Annotated in this window: 19 protein-coding genes; 11 read left to right on the top strand and 8 right to left on the bottom strand. The window is 74.3% G+C overall.

Annotation, left to right across the window (positions count from 1 at the left end; genetic code table 11):
* Positions 1-18 precede the first annotated feature (18 nt).
* Positions 19-255, bottom strand: a complete 237-nt coding sequence (locus AB0E02_RS25970) for a hypothetical protein (RefSeq protein ID WP_362143047.1) — start codon at positions 253-255, stop codon at positions 19-21.
* A 22-nt stretch (positions 256-277) separates the two neighbouring features.
* Positions 278-1561 (bottom strand): inorganic phosphate transporter, encoded by a 1284-nt coding sequence (locus tag AB0E02_RS25965; RefSeq protein ID WP_362143045.1) that lies wholly within the window; start codon positions 1559-1561, stop codon positions 278-280.
* Between the two features lie 379 nt (positions 1562-1940).
* Here AB0E02_RS25965 and AB0E02_RS25960 point away from each other — a divergent pair, with 379 nt between their 5' ends.
* From AB0E02_RS25960 to AB0E02_RS25950, 3 genes are all read left to right on the top strand, one after another.
* Positions 1941-2609, top strand: a complete 669-nt coding sequence (locus tag AB0E02_RS25960) for a class II aldolase/adducin family protein (RefSeq protein ID WP_362143043.1) — start codon at positions 1941-1943, stop codon at positions 2607-2609.
* A gap of 136 nt (positions 2610-2745) precedes the next feature.
* The gene (locus AB0E02_RS25955) at positions 2746-3873 is read left to right on the top strand and encodes a hypothetical protein (protein WP_362143041.1); all 1128 of its coding nucleotides are present in this window, start codon (positions 2746-2748) and stop codon (positions 3871-3873) included.
* 124 nt (positions 3874-3997) lie between these two features.
* Positions 3998-5485: a hypothetical protein gene (locus AB0E02_RS25950; RefSeq protein WP_362143039.1), complete on the top strand. Its 1488-nt coding sequence runs from the start codon at positions 3998-4000 to the stop codon at positions 5483-5485.
* A 31-nt stretch (positions 5486-5516) separates the two neighbouring features.
* Here AB0E02_RS25950 and AB0E02_RS25945 read toward each other — a convergent pair whose 3' ends face one another.
* Positions 5517-5933 carry a VOC family protein gene (locus AB0E02_RS25945; protein ID WP_362143083.1) on the bottom strand — a complete coding sequence of 139 codons (417 nt, stop codon included), beginning with the start codon at positions 5931-5933 and terminating at the stop codon, positions 5517-5519.
* A 289-nt stretch (positions 5934-6222) separates the two neighbouring features.
* Between AB0E02_RS25945 and AB0E02_RS25940 the strand changes: the two genes are divergently transcribed.
* The 3 genes from AB0E02_RS25940 (at position 6223) to AB0E02_RS25930 (ending at position 9328) form a co-directional block, all read left to right on the top strand.
* Positions 6223-7821, top strand: a complete 1599-nt coding sequence (locus AB0E02_RS25940; protein ID WP_362143037.1) for an ABC-F family ATP-binding cassette domain-containing protein — start codon at positions 6223-6225, stop codon at positions 7819-7821.
* Between the two features lie 393 nt (positions 7822-8214).
* Positions 8215-8436: a helix-turn-helix domain-containing protein gene (locus AB0E02_RS25935; protein ID WP_030411710.1), complete on the top strand. Its 222-nt coding sequence runs from the start codon at positions 8215-8217 to the stop codon at positions 8434-8436.
* Positions 8437-8548: 112 nt separating this feature from the next.
* Positions 8549-9328 (top strand): enoyl-CoA hydratase/isomerase family protein, encoded by a 780-nt coding sequence (locus AB0E02_RS25930; RefSeq protein WP_362143036.1) that lies wholly within the window; start codon positions 8549-8551, stop codon positions 9326-9328.
* 97 nt (positions 9329-9425) lie between these two features.
* Here the strand turns inward: AB0E02_RS25930 and AB0E02_RS25925 are convergent, their stop codons facing one another.
* Positions 9426-10151 carry a hypothetical protein gene (locus AB0E02_RS25925; RefSeq protein ID WP_362143034.1) on the bottom strand — a complete coding sequence of 242 codons (726 nt, stop codon included), beginning with the start codon at positions 10149-10151 and terminating at the stop codon, positions 9426-9428.
* A 208-nt stretch (positions 10152-10359) separates the two neighbouring features.
* On the opposite strand from AB0E02_RS25925, the gene AB0E02_RS25920 reads away from it, so the two are divergent.
* From AB0E02_RS25920 to amaP, 5 genes are read left to right on the top strand one after another with little or no spacing between them, the layout of a single operon-like run.
* Entirely contained in the window at positions 10360-10818 is a 459-nt protein-coding gene (locus AB0E02_RS25920; RefSeq protein WP_030411707.1) for an Asp23/Gls24 family envelope stress response protein, read from the top strand.
* A gap of 36 nt (positions 10819-10854) precedes the next feature.
* The gene (locus AB0E02_RS25915; protein ID WP_265363249.1) at positions 10855-11052 is read left to right on the top strand and encodes a hypothetical protein; all 198 of its coding nucleotides are present in this window, start codon (positions 10855-10857) and stop codon (positions 11050-11052) included.
* 6 nt (positions 11053-11058) lie between these two features.
* Entirely contained in the window at positions 11059-11451 is a 393-nt protein-coding gene (locus tag AB0E02_RS25910) for a hypothetical protein (protein WP_362143031.1), read from the top strand.
* Positions 11448-12107, top strand: coding sequence for a DUF6286 domain-containing protein (locus AB0E02_RS25905; RefSeq protein WP_362143029.1), 660 nt, complete (start codon positions 11448-11450; stop codon positions 12105-12107). Before AB0E02_RS25910 ends, AB0E02_RS25905 begins: the two co-directional genes overlap by 4 nt.
* Positions 12108-12112: 5 nt before the next feature.
* The gene (amaP, locus tag AB0E02_RS25900) at positions 12113-12718 is read left to right on the top strand and encodes an alkaline shock response membrane anchor protein AmaP (protein WP_362143082.1); all 606 of its coding nucleotides are present in this window, start codon (positions 12113-12115) and stop codon (positions 12716-12718) included.
* A 36-nt stretch (positions 12719-12754) separates the two neighbouring features.
* Here the strand turns inward: amaP and AB0E02_RS25895 are convergent, their stop codons facing one another.
* The 4 genes from AB0E02_RS25895 to AB0E02_RS25880 form a co-directional block, all read right to left on the bottom strand.
* Entirely contained in the window at positions 12755-13510 is a 756-nt protein-coding gene (locus AB0E02_RS25895) for an SDR family oxidoreductase (protein ID WP_362143027.1), read from the bottom strand.
* A 4-nt stretch (positions 13511-13514) separates the two neighbouring features.
* Entirely contained in the window at positions 13515-15299 is a 1785-nt protein-coding gene (locus AB0E02_RS25890; RefSeq protein WP_362143025.1) for a glycoside hydrolase family 15 protein, read from the bottom strand.
* A 29-nt stretch (positions 15300-15328) separates the two neighbouring features.
* The gene (locus AB0E02_RS25885) at positions 15329-16195 is read right to left on the bottom strand and encodes an SURF1 family protein (protein ID WP_362143024.1); all 867 of its coding nucleotides are present in this window, start codon (positions 16193-16195) and stop codon (positions 15329-15331) included.
* A 70-nt stretch (positions 16196-16265) separates the two neighbouring features.
* Positions 16266-16499 carry a hypothetical protein gene (locus tag AB0E02_RS25880; RefSeq protein WP_077192103.1) on the bottom strand — a complete coding sequence of 78 codons (234 nt, stop codon included), beginning with the start codon at positions 16497-16499 and terminating at the stop codon, positions 16266-16268.
* Positions 16500-16516 lie beyond the last annotated feature (17 nt).

Below are 16516 nucleotides of genomic sequence, written 5' to 3'. Positions count from 1 at the left end.
CCGGTCGTCGGGTGCCGGTCAGGCGGCGACGATCAGGTAGATGCCGTAGGCCACGGCCGCCGCGCACAGGGCGAAGGCGACCAGCGCACCGGTCCGCGTGCCCGCCCCGGGTGCGGTCGCGGCAGCTGCCTCGCCCTCCCGGCCCGGCTTGCGGGAGGTGCCGACGATGCCGACGGTGAAGAGGCCCACCAGTCCGACCGTCACCACGAGGGTGACGCCGAAGACCTGGCCGAGAGCTGCCCAGTCGATGGTCATGAGGTTCCTTGGGTGAGAGCCGTCAGCGGGCGGCCGTCGCGGCCTGGGCGCGCGGGGCGGGGGTGGTCGGGGTGTCGGTGGCGGCGGCCAGGTCCGGCACCGCGGCGTCGGCCGGGGCGTCGACCGGCTGGACCGGGTGGCCGGCCGGGGGAGGGGAGACGGCGCGCAGCGCGGCGGTCACCACGCCCACCGGTTCGGCGGCCGGGCCCTCGTTGACGTTGGTGTGGTCGATCGGCTTGCGCCGGGAGGCGGCCCAGATGGCACCGCAGACGCCCAGTGCGAGGACCGCCACCGCGCCCACGCCCCAGGTGCCCTGACCGGCCAGGAACGCGGCGCCCGCGGCGACCGCACCGGCGGCCGGCAGCGTCAGGCCCCAGGCGGCGACCATCCGGCCGGCCGTGGACCAGCGCACCACGCCGCCCTTGCGGCCCAGGCCGGAGCCCATCACGGAGCCGGAGCAGACCTGGGTGGTGGAGAGCGCGAAGCCGAGGTGGGAGGAGGCCAGGATGGTGGCCGCGGCGCCGGTCTGGGCGGCGAAGCCCTGCGGCGGCTGGATGTCGGTGATGCCCTTGCCCATCGTGCGGATGATCCGCCAGCCGCCCAGGTACGTGCCGAGCGCGATGGCCAGGCCGGCCGAGGCGATGACCCACAGCGGCGGGTCGGCGTGCGGGGCGACGACCCCGCCGGTGATCAGCGCGAGGGTGATCACGCCCATCGTCTTCTGGGCGTCGTTGGTGCCGTGGGCGAGGGAGACCAGGGCGGCCGAGGCGATCTGCCCGGCGCGGTAGCCCTTGGCGGTGTCGGCCTCGTCGCGGCCGCGGGTCAGGCGGTAGGTGAGCCGGGTCGCCGCCATCGAGGCCAGGCCCGCGACGAACGGGGCGGCCACCGCCGGGATCAGGACCTTCATCACCACGGCCTCGCCGTGCACGCCGTGGGTGCCGACGGACACCAGGGTGGCGCCGATGAGGCCGCCGAAGAGTGCGTGGGAGGAACTGGAGGGCAGGCCCGCGAGCCAGGTGACCAGGTTCCAGACGATCGCGCCGACCAGGCCGGCGAAGATCACCTCCGGTCTGATGCCGGAGGCTTCGTCGATGATGCCGCCGGAGATGGTCTTGGCCACCTCGACGGAGAGGAACGCGCCGACAAGATTGAGCACTGCCGACATCGCCACCGCGGTCTTGGGTCGCAATGCCCCGGTGGAAATGGTGGTGGCCATTGCGTTGGCCGTGTCGTGGAAGCCGTTCGTAAAGTCGAACACCAAGGCCGTGACGATCACGATCCCGATGAGAAGCGTGATGTGTTCCATTCACCCAGGCAATCAGTTCGAAGGTCAGTGTCGCTCGGAACGTACGGAGGGTGGGTGAACGGAAGGTGAACTGGGCCGGGCGCGATGATGACGCCCCCGCACTGTTCACGCGGAGGCGCCTCCGCTGTCACTTTCGTCTCACCCGTCGGTGAACTTGCTGGGCTACGCCGGTCCGCAGCCGGTCGTGACGTGCATGACAAAGCGAAGGTAACGGATCAGTCGCCCAAGACGGTCGATCCCGGGCCAATCTCCCTCGATCCCGCAGGTATCCCCATATGGCGGATACCGGTCCGGCGGGCCCCCGGCGTACCCTTCCCCGGCCTGCTCGTACGGTGGCGCGCACTGCATCCGCACTCGCCGCACCGCGCCGGAGGACCCCATGAAGGACCGTCCCGACCCGCTCGCCGCCGCCTGGAGCGACCTGGTCGACACCGCCCGCAGAACCGTCGCCGACGGCCTGGTCGTCGGCACCTCGGGCAACGTCTCGTGCCGCCTGAAGGACCTGATCCTGGTCACCCCCAGCGGCGTCCCCTACGACCGGCTCGGCCCCCGCGACACCACCGCCGTCGACCTCGAAGGACGGCAGATCATCGGCAGCCTCCGCCCGACCAGCGAGCTCCCGATGCACCTCGCGGTCTACCGCAGCACCCCGGCCGCCGCCGTCGTCCACACCCACGCCCCGCACGCCACCGCCGTCTCCACCCTCGTCCCCGAACTCCCGCCGGTCCACTACATGGCCGCGGCGCTCGGCGGCCCCGTCCGCGTCGCCCCCTACGCGCTCTACGGCAGTGACGAGCTCGCCGACCACATGCTGGAGGCGCTCCGCGACCGCACCGGCTGCCTGCTGCAGAACCACGGCACCCTCACCTACGGCGACAGCCTCGACCAGGCCCTGGACCGCACCGCCCAGTTGGAGTGGATGTCCCGGGTCTGGCTGCTCGCCCACTCCGTGCCCGGTCGCTCGCCGGCCGTGCTGTCCCCCGGCCAGCTCGACGCGGCCGGCACCCGCCTGCGCGGCTACGGCCAGCCCAACGGCGCCCGCGGCTGACCGCACCCGGAGCCCGGCCGGCGCCCGGCCGCACCCGGGACGGCGGCCCGCACCGCCGGGCGGCCGCCGTCCCGCCCGGTCACCCCGGCGACGTGGCCGAGTGGCCGCACCCGGCGCCGCCGCCCACACTGAGGGGGTGCGTCCGGTTACCGCGGCGGCCCTGGCCGTCCTCACCGTGGCCGGTGCCGGGGCGACCGCCGTGGCGGTCGGCCGGTACGCCGGCGACATTGCCCTGAAACCCTCGCCCGACCACCCCCTCCCGGGGGACTCCCGGCTCACCGTGCACTCCGCCGGCGCGGAGCGGATCGCCCTCACCCGCAGTTTCGCGTCCCTGCGGCCCGGCACCTACGGCCTGACCGGTGCCGGCTGCCACGCGGAGGTCGGCTCCGTCGTCCACGGCGCCCCGCACCCCGCCGACGCCGTCGTCCGCCGCCTGGAGAGGGTCACCCACGGCACCCTGCGGCCCGGCATGCGGATGCGGCTCACCCCGCAGGTGCACAGCGGCAACCCCCGCGACGCCCTCGGCCTGGACTGCGCCGACATCGACGTCCCCGGCGAACTCGGGCCGCTCCCGGCCTGGTTCGTCCCCGGCGTACGCGACACCTGGGTCATCACCGCGCACGGCCTGGGCACCACCCGCGAACACCCCATGGTGGTCATGCCGTTCCTGCACCGCCACCGGCTGCCCGTCCTCGACCTGGCCTACCGCAACGACCCGGGCGCCCCGCGCACCACCGACGGCATCAACCACCTCGGCGACAGCGAATGGCGCGACCTGGACGCGGCGATCCGCTACGCCGTCCGCTACGGCGCCCGCGACGTCGTCCTGCACGGCTGGTCCGTCGGCGCCACCATGGCGCTGCGCGCCGCCACCCACTCCGCGCTGCGCGACCGGATCAGCGGACTGATCCTGGACTCGCCGGTCCTGGACCGGCACACCACCGTCCGCGCGCTGGCCGCCGCCCGGGGGGTCCCGCGCGCCCTGCTGCCGCTCGTCGTCCGGGCCGCCGAGGGCGTCACCGGGATGCCCGTCCACCGGCCCGCCGACGCCGCGGACCCGGCCGCGCTCAACGCGCCCACGCTGATCTTCCACGGCCCCGACGACCGGATCGCCCCCTGGGCGGCCTCCCGCGCCTTCGCCGCCCGCCGCCCCGACCTGGTCACCCTGCACGCCGTCCCGCACGCCCCGCACGCCGCGATGTGGAACGCCGACCCGGCCGGCTACGAGGAGGCGCTGCGCCGCTTCCTCACCCCCCTCATGTGACGCCCCGGCATACGCAAGGACAACTCCCCCCATCCGGGATGGGTCGGCGCCATGACGGCGCCCCACCAGATCGCAAGCCGGGTTCCGATTGGGCTTTCGGGCCGTCAGCGGCAACACTGCTCCTGTGACGTCCCGTACTCCGCGCGACTCCCGGCTCCGACTCGTCCCCCGTCAACCGGTTGCGGCCGCCCGCCGGGCGGTGACAACCCGGGCCAAGCGCCCGGCGCCCCGCCCGCCCGAGGGCACCCCGCCGCCCGCGGAACTGGCCCGCCAGGCCCGCGCCGTGCTGGCCGGCGCGGCCCGGCTCGCCCGCTGGGCCGACGGTTGCGGCGCGGCCGGCGGCACCGGCGGCACTCTGCGGGCCGGCCCGGACGGCGCACTGCCGGCGGCGGCGGTGGAACGCGCCGCGGACGCGCTGGCCCTGACGCCGCGGCAGGTGCGCACCGACTGGGACCTGGCCCGGCTCGCCGGACTCATCGAGCTGCACGACGGCCTGGTCCGCCCCGGCTGGCGGCTGCGCGCCTGGGACCGCGACGACACCGCCGTGCTGCGCGGCTGGGTCGCGCTCTTCGACGCCTGGTCGCTGGCCCGCCCCGCTCCGGCCGGTGCCGCCCCCGCGATCGTCGCCGAGGTCGTCGAGGCACTGCCGCAACTGCTCTCCCTGCTGCACCTGTCCGCCGGCCCGGTACGCCTGCCGGTCCTGCTGGACATGCTCGAACAGCGGGTCACCGAACTCCGCACGGAACGCTGCGAGGTCCCCTACGGCCAGGACGCACCGGCCGCCCCGGGCACCCCACCCGCGACCGGCGCCCCGCACCCGGCACCCGACCCGGCCTACGACTCCGCGGGGGCGTCGCTGGCCGAACTCCTGGGCTGGGCGCTGGACGCCCTGCTGACCGTCGGCGCGCTGGTGCCGCGCCACGGTGCCCGGGACGGCGTCCACCGGGGCGCGCAGGACGCGGCCGAGGCGCAGCTCACCCCGCTGGGCAACTGGTCGGTGTGGGTCAAGCTGGAGCAGATCTGCGTCGCCGCGCAGAGCCCGGCCGGCAACATCGAGCAGTCCGCGGAGGCGATGCTGCGCGGCTGCGCCCGGCTGACCCCGGGACCGGCCCGCGCCGAGTACCGCGCCTGGCTCGCCGCCCGCTCCGTCGGCGCGGCCGTCGAGGAACTGCTGACCGTGGCCCGCGGCGAGGACGCGCTGCTGCGCGGCCTGGCCTTCGAGGCGCTGCGGGCCGTCGGCGCCCCCGCCGAGCAGGCCGTACGCACCGCCGCCGAGGAGCCCGTGCTGCGTCCGTACGCCCTGCTGTGGCTCGTCGAGCACGAGGGCGGCGACCCGGAGACCGCACCGGACGTGCTCACCCGCGAGGAGTCGACCTGGCTGTGGGTGGACACCGCGGCGGCGGTCGCCGACCACGGGGAGACCCAGCTGCTGGTGCGCCACCTCGACTCGGCGGTCCAGGGCTCGGTGCCCCGCCTCCTCGAAGAGGTCCGCGCCGTCGGTCACCCGCGCACCGTCCAGGTGCTGGTCGCGCTGGCCGCGGCCCACCCCGACCCGGCCCTCGCCAAGGCCGTGCGCCGGGCGGCGTTCCAGGTGCACACCGGCGGGGCCTGACCTCCCGGCCGCTGCCGGCCGGGCCGGGCGGTCAGGGCCCGGCACCGGCGGCGGCCACGGCCGGGGTGTAGGTGCCGAAGCTCCAGACGTTGCCCTCGGCGTCCCGGGCGAGGTACTCCCGCGAGCCGTACTCCATGTCGGTGGGCGGCAGCAGGATCTCCACGTCCGACCGCTGGGCCCGGCGGTAGTGGGCGTCGGTGTCCTCGACGCGGACGTAGACGCCGACCGGCCCGGCCTCCTCCATCGCCTCGGCGAAGACCCCGCCGCGCCCTTTCGAACCCAGCATCACCGTGCCGTTGCCGTAGGAGAGTTCGGCATGCAGCACCAGGCCGTCCTCGGTCTCGTACTTCGCGCCGACGGTGAAGCCGAACGCCTTTGTCAGCTGGGCGATGGCGGCCTGGGCGTCCTGGTAGAGCACCGTCGGGTACATCGTCGGGGTCCCTGACATCGTGATCACGGTCCTTTCCTCAGCGGCTTCATGTGTCCCGGATCACAGTCTTTCACCGGGGACCGACAACGCCCGCCCGCGCTCCGCGCACGGTGTCGCAGCGCACGGCGTGGCCTGCGTCCACGGGCCGGCCACCGGCCCCCGCACCCCGCCCGGCGGCCGGGAAAACTACTTGCACCGGCCCGTTAGACTGCCTCCCATGGCAGTTCTCCTCTGGGTTCATTAGACGGCGCAGCCCGCTCTCGGACCGTCCGTCCAATCCGCCGTCTTCCTGCCCTGGAGTTTTCCCGTGATCACCGCTTCCGGCATCGAGCTGCGCGCCGGCGCCCGCGTCCTCATCGAGTCCGCCTCCTTCCGTGTCGCCAAGGGCGACCGGATCGGTCTGGTCGGCCGTAACGGCGCCGGCAAGACCACCCTCACCAAGGTGCTGGCGGGGGAGGGCATCCCCGCCGCCGGCACGGTCACCCGTGCGGGACAGGTCGGCTATCTGCCGCAGGACCCGCGCACCGGCGACCTCGACGTGCTCGCCCGCGACCGCATCCTCTCCGCCCGCGATCTGGACACCGTGCTGCGCAAGATGCGCGAGAACGAGGACCGGATGGCCAACGGCAAGGGCGCCACCCGCGAGAAGGCGATGAAGAAGTACGAGCGCCTGGAGACCGAGTTCCTGACCAAGGGCGGGTACGCCGCCGAGGCGGAGGCCGCGACCATCGCCGCCAGCCTCGGCCTGCCCGACCGCATCCTCGCCCAGCCGCTGCACACCCTCTCCGGCGGCCAGCGGCGCCGCGTGGAGCTGGCCCGGATCCTCTTCTCGGACTCCGACACCCTGCTGCTCGACGAGCCGACCAACCACCTCGACGCCGACTCGATCGTCTGGCTGCGCGACTACCTCAAGACCTACCGCGGCGGCTTCATCGTCATCTCGCACGACGTCGACCTGGTCGAGACCGTCGTGAACAAGGTCTTCTACCTGGACGCCAACCGGTCCCACATCGACATCTACAACATGGGCTGGAAGCTCTACCAGCAGCAGCGCGAGGCCGACGAGAAGCGCCGCAAGCGCGAGCGGGCGAACGCCGAGAAGAAGGCCGCCGCGCTCAACTCCCAGGCCGACAAGATGCGGGCCAAGGCCACCAAGACCGTCGCCGCACAGAACATGGCCCGGCGCGCCGAGAAGCTGCTCTCGGGCCTGGACGAGGTGCGGGTCTCCGACAAGGTCGCCAAGCTGCGCTTCCCGGACCCGGCGCCGTGCGGCAAGACCCCGCTCACCGCCGAGGGCCTGTCGAAGTCCTACGGCTCCCTGGAGATCTTCACCGACGTCGACCTCGCCATCGACAAGGGCTCCCGGGTCGTCATCCTGGGCCTGAACGGCGCGGGCAAGACCACCCTGCTGCGGCTGCTGGCCGGCGTCGAGTCGCCCGACACCGGCGAGGTCCGCCCGGGCCACGGCCTCAAGCTCGGCTACTACGCCCAGGAGCACGAGACCCTGGACCCGGGCCGCACGGTCCTGGAGAACATGCGCTCGGCCGCCCCGGACATGGACCTGGTCGCCATCCGCAAGACGCTGGGCTCCTTCCTCTTCTCCGGCGACGACGTCGACAAGCCCGCCGGGGTGCTCTCCGGCGGTGAGAAGACCCGGCTGGCGCTGGCCACGCTGGTGGTCTCGTCCGCCAACGTGCTGCTGCTCGACGAGCCCACCAACAACCTCGACCCGGCCAGCCGCGAGGAGATCCTCGGCGCGTTGCACACCTACGCGGGCGCGGTGGTCCTGGTGACGCACGACGAGGGCGCGGTGGACGCGCTCCAGCCGGAGCGGATCATCCTGCTGCCCGACGGCGTCGAGGACCTGTGGGGCCAGGACTACGCGGATCTGGTCGCGCTGGCCTGATCCGGGCGCCCGGCCCGGGGGCTCCGGGCCGGGGCGTAGCGGCGTCCCGCGGTGCGCCCACGGGCGGGGGGATCATGCCGTATGGATCATTCGGCCGACGTGTGATCCATCATCTGAGTGAGAACGGCTCGTACACCGGCGTGCCTGCGCGCGGTGTCCCGTCCGCTCCGACCCGGAGCGCCCCTTTTCGGCCGTACGCCATCTGACCTGCCACTTCTCGCCCCGAGCGGCGGCCGCTCGGCCCGCGGGACGAGCGGAATGACGAATTCCGCCCGCTCGGAACGGGCCCGCGCCGGCAAAGGATGTCGGAGAGACCTTGCGGAATGGGTGGCCAGGAAGCCGGGGAGGGGTGATCATGAGAGTCCAGAGCGCACTTCCCACGAGGAGGCACGGGTGGCCGAGACTCTGAAGAAGGGCAGCCGGGTGACCGGCGCCGCGCGCGAGAAGCTCGCGGCAGACCTGAAGAAGAAGTACGACTCCGGTGCGAGCATCCGGGCGCTGGCCGAGGAAACCGGTCGCTCCTACGGATTCGTGCACCGGATGCTCACCGAATCCGGCGTGGTGCTGCGCGGTCGCGGCGGAGCCACAAGGGGCAAGAAGGCCGCCACGGTCTGACAGCCGCGTCTCCGGAACAGCGGTGTCCCCCCGGTCGGCCGAGCAGTCGGCCGGGAGGTTACCGTTCAGTCACTTACGCACGCACGTGCGGCTGGCTGACTCGGAGGCGCTCATGACTCTGCTCGACAAGGACGGTGTGCGGCTCACCGTGGACGGCGACATCGCCACGGTGACCCTCGCCAACGCGGCCAAGCGCAACGCACAGTCGCCGGCCATGTGGCGGGCGCTGGCCGAGGCGGGCTCGCTGCTGCCGGGCAACGTCCGGATCGCCGTGCTGCGCGGCGAAGGCCGGTCCTTCTCCGCGGGCCTGGACCGCCAGGCGTTCACGCCCGAAGGCTTCGACGGCGAGCCGTCGTTCATCGATCTGGCGCGCGGTTCGGACGACGCCCTGGACGACACGATCGCCGAGTACCAGGAAGCGTTCACCTGGTGGCGGCGGAACGACCTGGTGTCCATCGCCGCCGTCCAGGGGCACGCCATCGGCGCCGGCTTCCAGCTGGCGCTCGCCTGCGATCTGCGGGTGGCCGCGCAGGACGCCCAGTTCGCCATGCGGGAGACCAGCCTCGGGCTGGTCCCGGACCTGACCGGTACGCACCCCTTGGTCGGGCTGGTCGGTTACGCCCGGGCGCTGGAGATCTGCGCCACCGGACGGTTCGTGCAGGCCGACGAGGCCGCGCGGATCGGGCTGGCCAACCTCGTCGTGCCCAGCGACGAACTCGACGCCGCCGTGTCCGACCTGGCGGCCGCACTGCTCGCCGCACCGCGCGACGCCGTCGTCGAGACCAAGGCCCTGCTGGCCGGCGCCGCGGGCCGGACCTACGAGGAGCAGCGCCGCGCCGAACGCGCCGCCCAGGCCCGCCGGCTGCGCGACCTCGCCGGCGTCGGCGACTAGCGCACCGAGGCCGATGCGTACCTCCTGACGTGGCCCGGCCGGCCGCCGTACGGCAGCCGGCCGGGTTGCGTGCCTCCGGGCGGCGGGCGTCGCCCGGTCAGTCCCGCTCCACCGCGGTGACCAGCACCGCGACCGTCTCCGGCGGGTCCGGCCGGGCCGCCACCGCCTGCCGTACCGCAACGGCGACGTCCAGCGGGCGGTAGCCGGCGGCCACGGCCAGCTGGACCAGGACATGCCCGTCGGTGCGCCGTACCGCCCGGGTCCGGCCGCCGAGCACCGGTGCCAGCCGGGCCACCCCGGACACCGCCAGCGCCGCGGCGGCGAGGCCCTCCGGACCCTCCGGCACCGCCCCGGCCGGCTCGGCCGTCACGGGTGGCTTCTCCGGACGGACGGTGGTGAGCGCCGGCCCCGCCCGGCCCGCCCCGGCGTCCTCCAGCAGGCCGGTCACCCGCAGGTCCACCGCGGCCACCACCAGCCCCAGCCCCTGTACCGACGCCTCCAGCAGCGCCGCCCGCACCTCGTCGGCGACGGCGGGCAGCGGCCGGTCGGCGACCGCGGTGAACTCGGCGCCGATCCGCAGCGGGCCCGGCGGCAGCGCGCTCGGCGGCGCCGGCACCGCAGGGTCAGGGGCGTGCGCCGGGTCGGCGACGGACAGCCGCAGGGTGCCGAGCCGCACCCCGGCCCGCGTGCCGAGCGCCGTCCGCAGCGCCCCGGCGGCGGCCTGCTCGGTGATCCAGGACCCGTTCGCGGGCCCGCCCAGCGGCAGCACCCGGCCGATCCTCAGCTGCTGCCGTACCGTCTGCGCCACCTGCTCAGCGGTCACCGTGTCACCCCTTTCGTCCCCCGCCCCCAGCCTGCCGCAGACCGGCCCGTACGGCAGGGCGGTGTGCCGTACGGCGTGGGGAGGAGCACTCCGCTGCCGCATCCCCCAAGCGCCCGGGGGCGACCCCACCTACTGTGGGAACGAAAACCTCCGAAAGCGGAGTAAATGCGGACAGAATCCCCTTCTTCCCGGAAAGGGACGTACGGTGATGACCGAGAGCCAGCAAGAGGACGGACCCAGGACGCCGGTCAAGCGCGGCGGCGGTGACCCCGCGACCCGTGGGCGGACCACCATCGCCGACGGCGTGGTGGAGAAGATCGCCGGCCTCGCGGCCCGGGACGTCGTCGGGGTGCACGCCATGGGCAGCGGCCTGGCCCGCACGCTCGGCGCGGTACGCGAGCGGGTGCCCGGCGGCGGCCGGGCGGCGACCGCGAGCCGCGGGGTGAAGGCCGAGGTCGGCGAGGTGCAGACCGCGCTGGACCTGGAGATCGTGGTCGACTACGGCGTCGCCATCGCCGACGTCGCGCGCAGCGTCCGGGAGAACGTCATCGCCGCGGTGGAACGGATGACGGGCCTGGAGGTCGTCGAGGTCAACATCGCGGTCAGCGACGTCAAGCTCCCCGACGAATCGGACGAAGAAGAGGAAGCGGAGCCGCGGCTCCAGTGAGCGGGCCCGTCCGGAGTGGCAGCGAAGGAGCGCACGATGAGCATGGCCATGGCCGGTCTTCTGGCCGGAATGGCGCTGGGCTTCGCCGGATACTTCGGCGGCTTCGGCGCGTTCGTCCTGGTGGCGGCGCTGGGCGCGGTCGGGTTCGTGGCGGGCCGGATCCTCGACGGGGACGTGGAGGCCCGCGAGTTCTTCCGCGCACGCACCGGCGACCGCGACGAACGGCGGCGGTGAGCCGGGGTGGCGACGGCGTCCCCGCCCACCGCTGCCGCTGACGTACCGGCGGGCGAGCGGGGCGCGACACGGATCGCGGACCGGGTGGTGGCGAAGATCGCCGCCCGGGCCGCCCGCGAGGCACTGCGCGCGAAGTCCCCGCACGACCACACGGACGCGCACGCCACGGTGAGCGTCCACCGGCGCGAGGACCTCGCGCATTTCGGCGAGGCGCGGGTACGGATCGCGGTGGAGCTGGGCTACCCCTCGGACATCGGGGCGCAAGTCCGGGTGGTGCGCCGACGGGTGACCGAGCGCGTGGGGGAGTTGGCGAACATGACGGTTCCCGAGGTCGCGGTGGAGGTCGAGCGGCTGCACTCCCCGCTGCTGGAGGGCAGGGGCCGGGAGAGGGTGCGATGAGCGACGACGACGCGGAGCCGGCGGAGACCCGGCGGCTGCCCACCCTGGAGAAACGGTCCGGCGGATCGCCCCGTGCCGCCACCGGTGCCACCGCCACCGGCGCCGCCGGCGACGGCCGCACCGGCCGCTTCTGGTCGTCCCGCCGAGTGCCGGCCGCCCTGGTCGCGGCGGTGCTGCTGGCCGCCGCGGGACTGCTGCTCTACGACGTGGCCGCGGTGCGCGCGCACCGCCCCGCGATGGCCTGGCGCCGGCGGCTGGCCGGCGAACTGGCCACCCGTCACCTCGACAACACCTGGGTGCTGGCCGCCGCGGCGCTGGCCGCGGCGGTGGGCCTCTGGTTGATCGTGCTCGCCGTCACCCCCGGTCTGCGCCGGATGCTGCCGATGCGGCCGGTGGCCCCGGACGTCCGGGCCGGCCTCGACCGGCCGGCCGCCGCGCTGGTGCTGCGCGACCGCGCCATGGAGGTCGCCGGTGTGCAGTCCGTCCGGATGACCGTCGGCCGGCACCGGGCCAAGGCGCGGGCGGTCTCCCACTTCCGCGAGCTCGACGAGGTCCGCGCCGACCTCGACACCGCGCTCGGCGCCGGCCTCGACCAGCTGGGCCTGGCCCACCGGATGCGGCTGACCGTGCACGTCCGCCGTCCGAAGAAGGGGTGAGCGCGATGCGCCGGACCCGCAGAAAGGCCAACCGGGTGCTGCTCGGCCTGACCGGCGTGGTGCTGTTCGGCGCCGGCGCGCTGGTGCTGCTGGGCGGGCTGGACCTGCCCGCGACCTGGCACCTCGGGCTGCCGGCCGGCTGGCCCTGGTCCCGTCCCGGCGATGTCCTGCTGCCCGCGCGGCAGCGCACCCGCTGGACGGACCAGGGCTGGTGGTGGCCGGTGGTGATCGCCGCGCTGGCCGTGCTCGTGCTGCTCCTGCTGTGGTGGCTGCTGGCGCAGTTCCGGCGCCACCGGCTCGGCGAGATCCTCGTCGACAGCGGCGACGGCGAGGGCGCGGAACTGCGCGGGCGGGCGCTGGAGGCGGTGCTCACCGCCGAGACGGAGGCCCTGGACGGCGTCGACCGGGCCGCCGTACGGCTCACCGGCCGCCGCACCGAACCCCGTGTCCGGGCGGTCCTCGCGCTCGCCCCGCACGCCGACCCCGGCCATGTCCTCGGCCGGCTGTCCGGCGAGGCGATGACGCACGCCCGGCGCTCGGCGGGGCTCGACCGGCTGCCGGCCGAGGTCCGGCTGCGCGAGGTCAAGCACCGCCCCGAACGCGTCACTTGAGGGGCGGGGCGGGCCGTCGCCCGCCCCGCGGCCCCCTCAGAAGCCGTGCCGGGCCCCGCCGTCGACCGGCACCATCACTCCGGTCACGTACGACGCGGCCGGCGACAGCAGGAACGCCGCGACCCGGCCGAACTCCGCGGGCGTGCCGTACCGGCCCAGCGGGATCGCCGCGGAGTTACGGGCCCGGCTGCCCTCCGGGTCGCCGGAGAGCGCGTCGAGCTGGGTCATCCGGTCGGTGGCGATCCGGCCGGGCAGCACCCCGAGGACCCGGATGCCGCGCGGCCCCACCTCATTGGCGAGCGACTTCGCGAAACCGGCCAGCCCGGGCCGCAGTCCGTTGGAGACGGTCAGGCCGGTGATCGGCTCGTGCACCGAACCGGACAGCACGAAGCCGATCACGCCGCCCTCGTCCAGCTCGGCGGCGGCCGTCCGGGCCAGCCGCACCGCGCCGAGGAAGACCGATTCGAACGCCGCCTGCCACTGCTCGTCGGTGTTGTCCGCGGCCGTCCCCGGCGGCGGACCGCCCACGCTGATCAGCACGCCGTCCAGCCGGCCGAAGCGCTCGCGGGCGGCCGCCACCAGGCGGGCCGGGGTGCCCGCGGCGGCGTTGTCGGCCGCCACACCCACGGCGCGTTCGCCCAGCGAGGCGGCGGCCTTGGCGGCGCTCTCCTCGGTGCGGCCGCTGATCACGACGTTCGCGCCGTCGTCGACGAGGGCACGGGCGGTGGCGAAACCCAGGCCACGGGTCGCCCCGGTGACGAGGTACGTCCGGTCGGTGAGTCCAAGATCCATGGCCCTAGTCTGCCTCCGACCCGTCCAGCAGCCCGAAGGCGGTCCCCACCAGCCCGATGTGGCTGAACGCCTGCGGGCAGTTCCCCAGCTGGCGGCCGGCCGCCGGGTCGTACTCCTCCGCGAGCAGCCCCACGTCGTTGCGGAGCGACAGCAGCCGCTCGAAGAGCTGCGCCGCCTCGTCCCGCCGGCCGCTCATCCGCAGCGCGTCGGCGAGCCAGAACGAGCAGACCAGGAAGGTGCCCTCAACGCCCGGCAGCCCGTCGACCGAGCCCCCGTCGGTGGTGTACCGGCGCACCAGGCCCTCGTGCGTCAGCTCCCGGCGCACCGCCTCGATGGTGCCCCGGACCCGCGGGTCGTCACCGGGGAGGAAGCCCACCCGGGGGATCAGCAGGGTCGCCGCGTCCAGGTCCCGGGACTCGTAGGACTGGGTGAAGGTGCCGCGCTCGTCGTCGTAACCCCGCTCGCACACCTCCCGGTGGACCTCGTCCCGCATCGCCCGCCAGCGGTCGAGCTCGCCGCCCAGCTTCGGGTTCGCCTCCAGGGCCTTGACCGCCCGGTCGGCCGCCACCCACGCCATGACCTTGGAGTGCACGAAGTGCCGGCGCGGCCCGCGGATCTCCCACAGCCCCTCGTCGGGGTCGCGCCAGTTGGACTCCAGGTACTCCATCAGCGACCGCTGGATGCTCCAGGCGTGCGGTTCGGCCGGCAGTCCGGCGGTGCGGGCGAGGTGGAAGGAGTCCAGCACCTCCCCGTAGACGTCCAGCTGGCGCTGGTCGACGGCGCCGTTGCCGATCCGCACCGGCGCGGAGTCGCAGTATCCGGCCAGCCACGGCACCTCGTACTCCGGCAGCCGCCGCTCCCCGGCCAGCCCGTACATGATCTGCAGGTCGTCCGGGGCGCCGGCCACCGCCCGCAGCAGCCAGTCCCGCCAGGCGCTTGCCTCGTCCAGATACCCGGCGGACAGCAGGGAGTTCAGGGTGAGGCTGGCGTCGCGCAGCCAGCAGTAGCGGTAGTCCCAGTTGCGCACCCCGCCGAGCTCCTCGGGCAGCGAGGTGGTGGGCGCGGCGACGATGCCGCCGGTGGGTGCGTAGGTGAGGGCCTTGAGGGTGATCAGCGAGCGGACCACCGCCTCGCGGTACGGCCCGTCGTAGCGGCACCGCGCCGACCAGGCCTGCCAGTCCTCCAGCGTGTCGTCCAGCGCGCCGAACGGCTCGATCTGGTCCGGCCGCGGCTCGTGCGAGGGGTGCCAGGTCAGGACGAACGCGGTGCGCTCGCCCTCGGCGACGGTGAAGTCCGAGCGGGTGCTGAAGTCCTTGCCGTAGGTGTGGCCCTGCTCCGGGGTGCGCAGCCATACGGAGTCCGGGCCGGCGATCGCGACCCGGCAGCCCTCGGCGGCCCGCACCCAGGGCACCACCCGCCCGTAGTCGAACCGCAGCCGCAGCACCCCGCGCATCTCGACCCGGCCCTGGAGCCCCTCCACGACCCGTACGACATCGGGCTGGACGTCGCGCTGCGGCATGAAGTCGGTGACCTTCACGCGGCCGGTCGGGGTCTCCCAGACGGTGTCGAGGATCAGTGACTCGCCGCGGTACGAGCGGTGGGCGCGGGCCTCGGGTGATCGCGGGGCCAGCCGCCAGTGGCCGTTGTCCTTGCTGCCGAGGAGGGCCGCGAAGCAGGCGGGTGAGTCGAAGCGGGGCAGGCACAGCCAGTCGATCGAACCGTCGCGGCCGACGAGCGCGGCGGTCTGCAGGTCCCCGATGAGCGCGTAGTCCTCGATATGTGGGTGCACGCAGCTCGCCTTCCCGCGGTGCGGGCGCCCTACTCGGTGCTGACGGCCGACCGGGCTACGTCGTCCGAACCGCCGTTCTCCCGCCCCGTTTCAGGGATTTCGGGCGCATTGTCTGCTTCGTCCGCACCCGCTGCGGCCTCCTCGGCCGCCTTCGCGCGGTCGCGGCGCTCCCGGCGCACCAGCACCACCCAGCCGACCGGAACCGCCGCCGCGAACAGCCACCACTGGATGGCGTACGCCATGTGCGGGCCGATGGAGTCGTGGTCCGGCTCGGGGACCATCTCCGGTGTGCCGCCCGGCGCCTTGGGCCCGGTCTGCTCGATGTAGCCGCCGAGCATCGGCCGGCCGGTCCGCTTCGCCTGCTCCTTGCTGTTGATCAGCATGACCTGGCGGGGCGGCAGGCCCTTGGTGTCCTTGATGCCGCTGACCGCGGTGGTCTCGTCGGCCATCATCCGGCCGGTGACGGTGACCGTGCCCTTGGGGGCGGGCGGGACGTCGGGGAACTTGGTGAGGTCGTCGCCCGCCGAGATCCAGCCGCGGTTGACCAGTACGTCGTCGCCGTCGGCGAGGGTCAGCGGGGTGAGGACGTAGTAGCCGATGGACTGTTCGTCGGCGGCGGTGCGCTGCCGGACCACGACCTCGTGGGCGGTGTCGTAGTGGCCGGTGGCGGTCACCGGGCGCCACATGTCGCGGTGCGGCAGGTCCCGTCCGGGGGCGGCCAGGGCGGTCACCGGGACCGGCTTCGCGGCCAGGCTGGACGCGATGAGCTGGTTCTGCGCCACCTTGTGCTCATGGCGGTGCAGCTGCCAGAAGCCCAGCTTGATCATGACGGGGATCAGCACGAGACCCACGAGGGTGAGGATCACCCACTGCCGGGACAACAGGAAGCGGTACACGGCTTCGACGGTACCTGGGGCGGTCCGGCCGCCCGGCGCCGGGTCCGGGGCGCCGGCCGCCGCCCCGCCCTCACACCCGGTCGACGATGCCCACCCGCCCGTCCGACCGGGCGCAGTGTGCCCCGCAGTACCACTTGCCGTCGGCCTCGACGCCCTGGCCGATGATCTGGACCCGGCAGTGCTCACAGATCGGCGCCATGCGGTGGATGGCGCAGGAGAAACAGTCGAAGACATGCACCGCGCCCTGCGCGTGCACCTCGAACGTCATCCCGTAGTCGTTTCCGCAGACCTCACAACGTGCCATGCGCCACAGCGTGCGGG

Origin of the sequence: Streptomyces sp. NPDC048196 (assembly GCF_040652715.1) — a bacterium.
In the GTDB taxonomy this organism is placed as follows: Bacteria; Actinomycetota; Actinomycetes; order Streptomycetales; family Streptomycetaceae; genus Streptomyces; species Streptomyces siderophoricus.
Note: the sequence above shows the minus strand (reverse complement) of the source record. Positions and strands in the feature narration are given on the sequence as shown.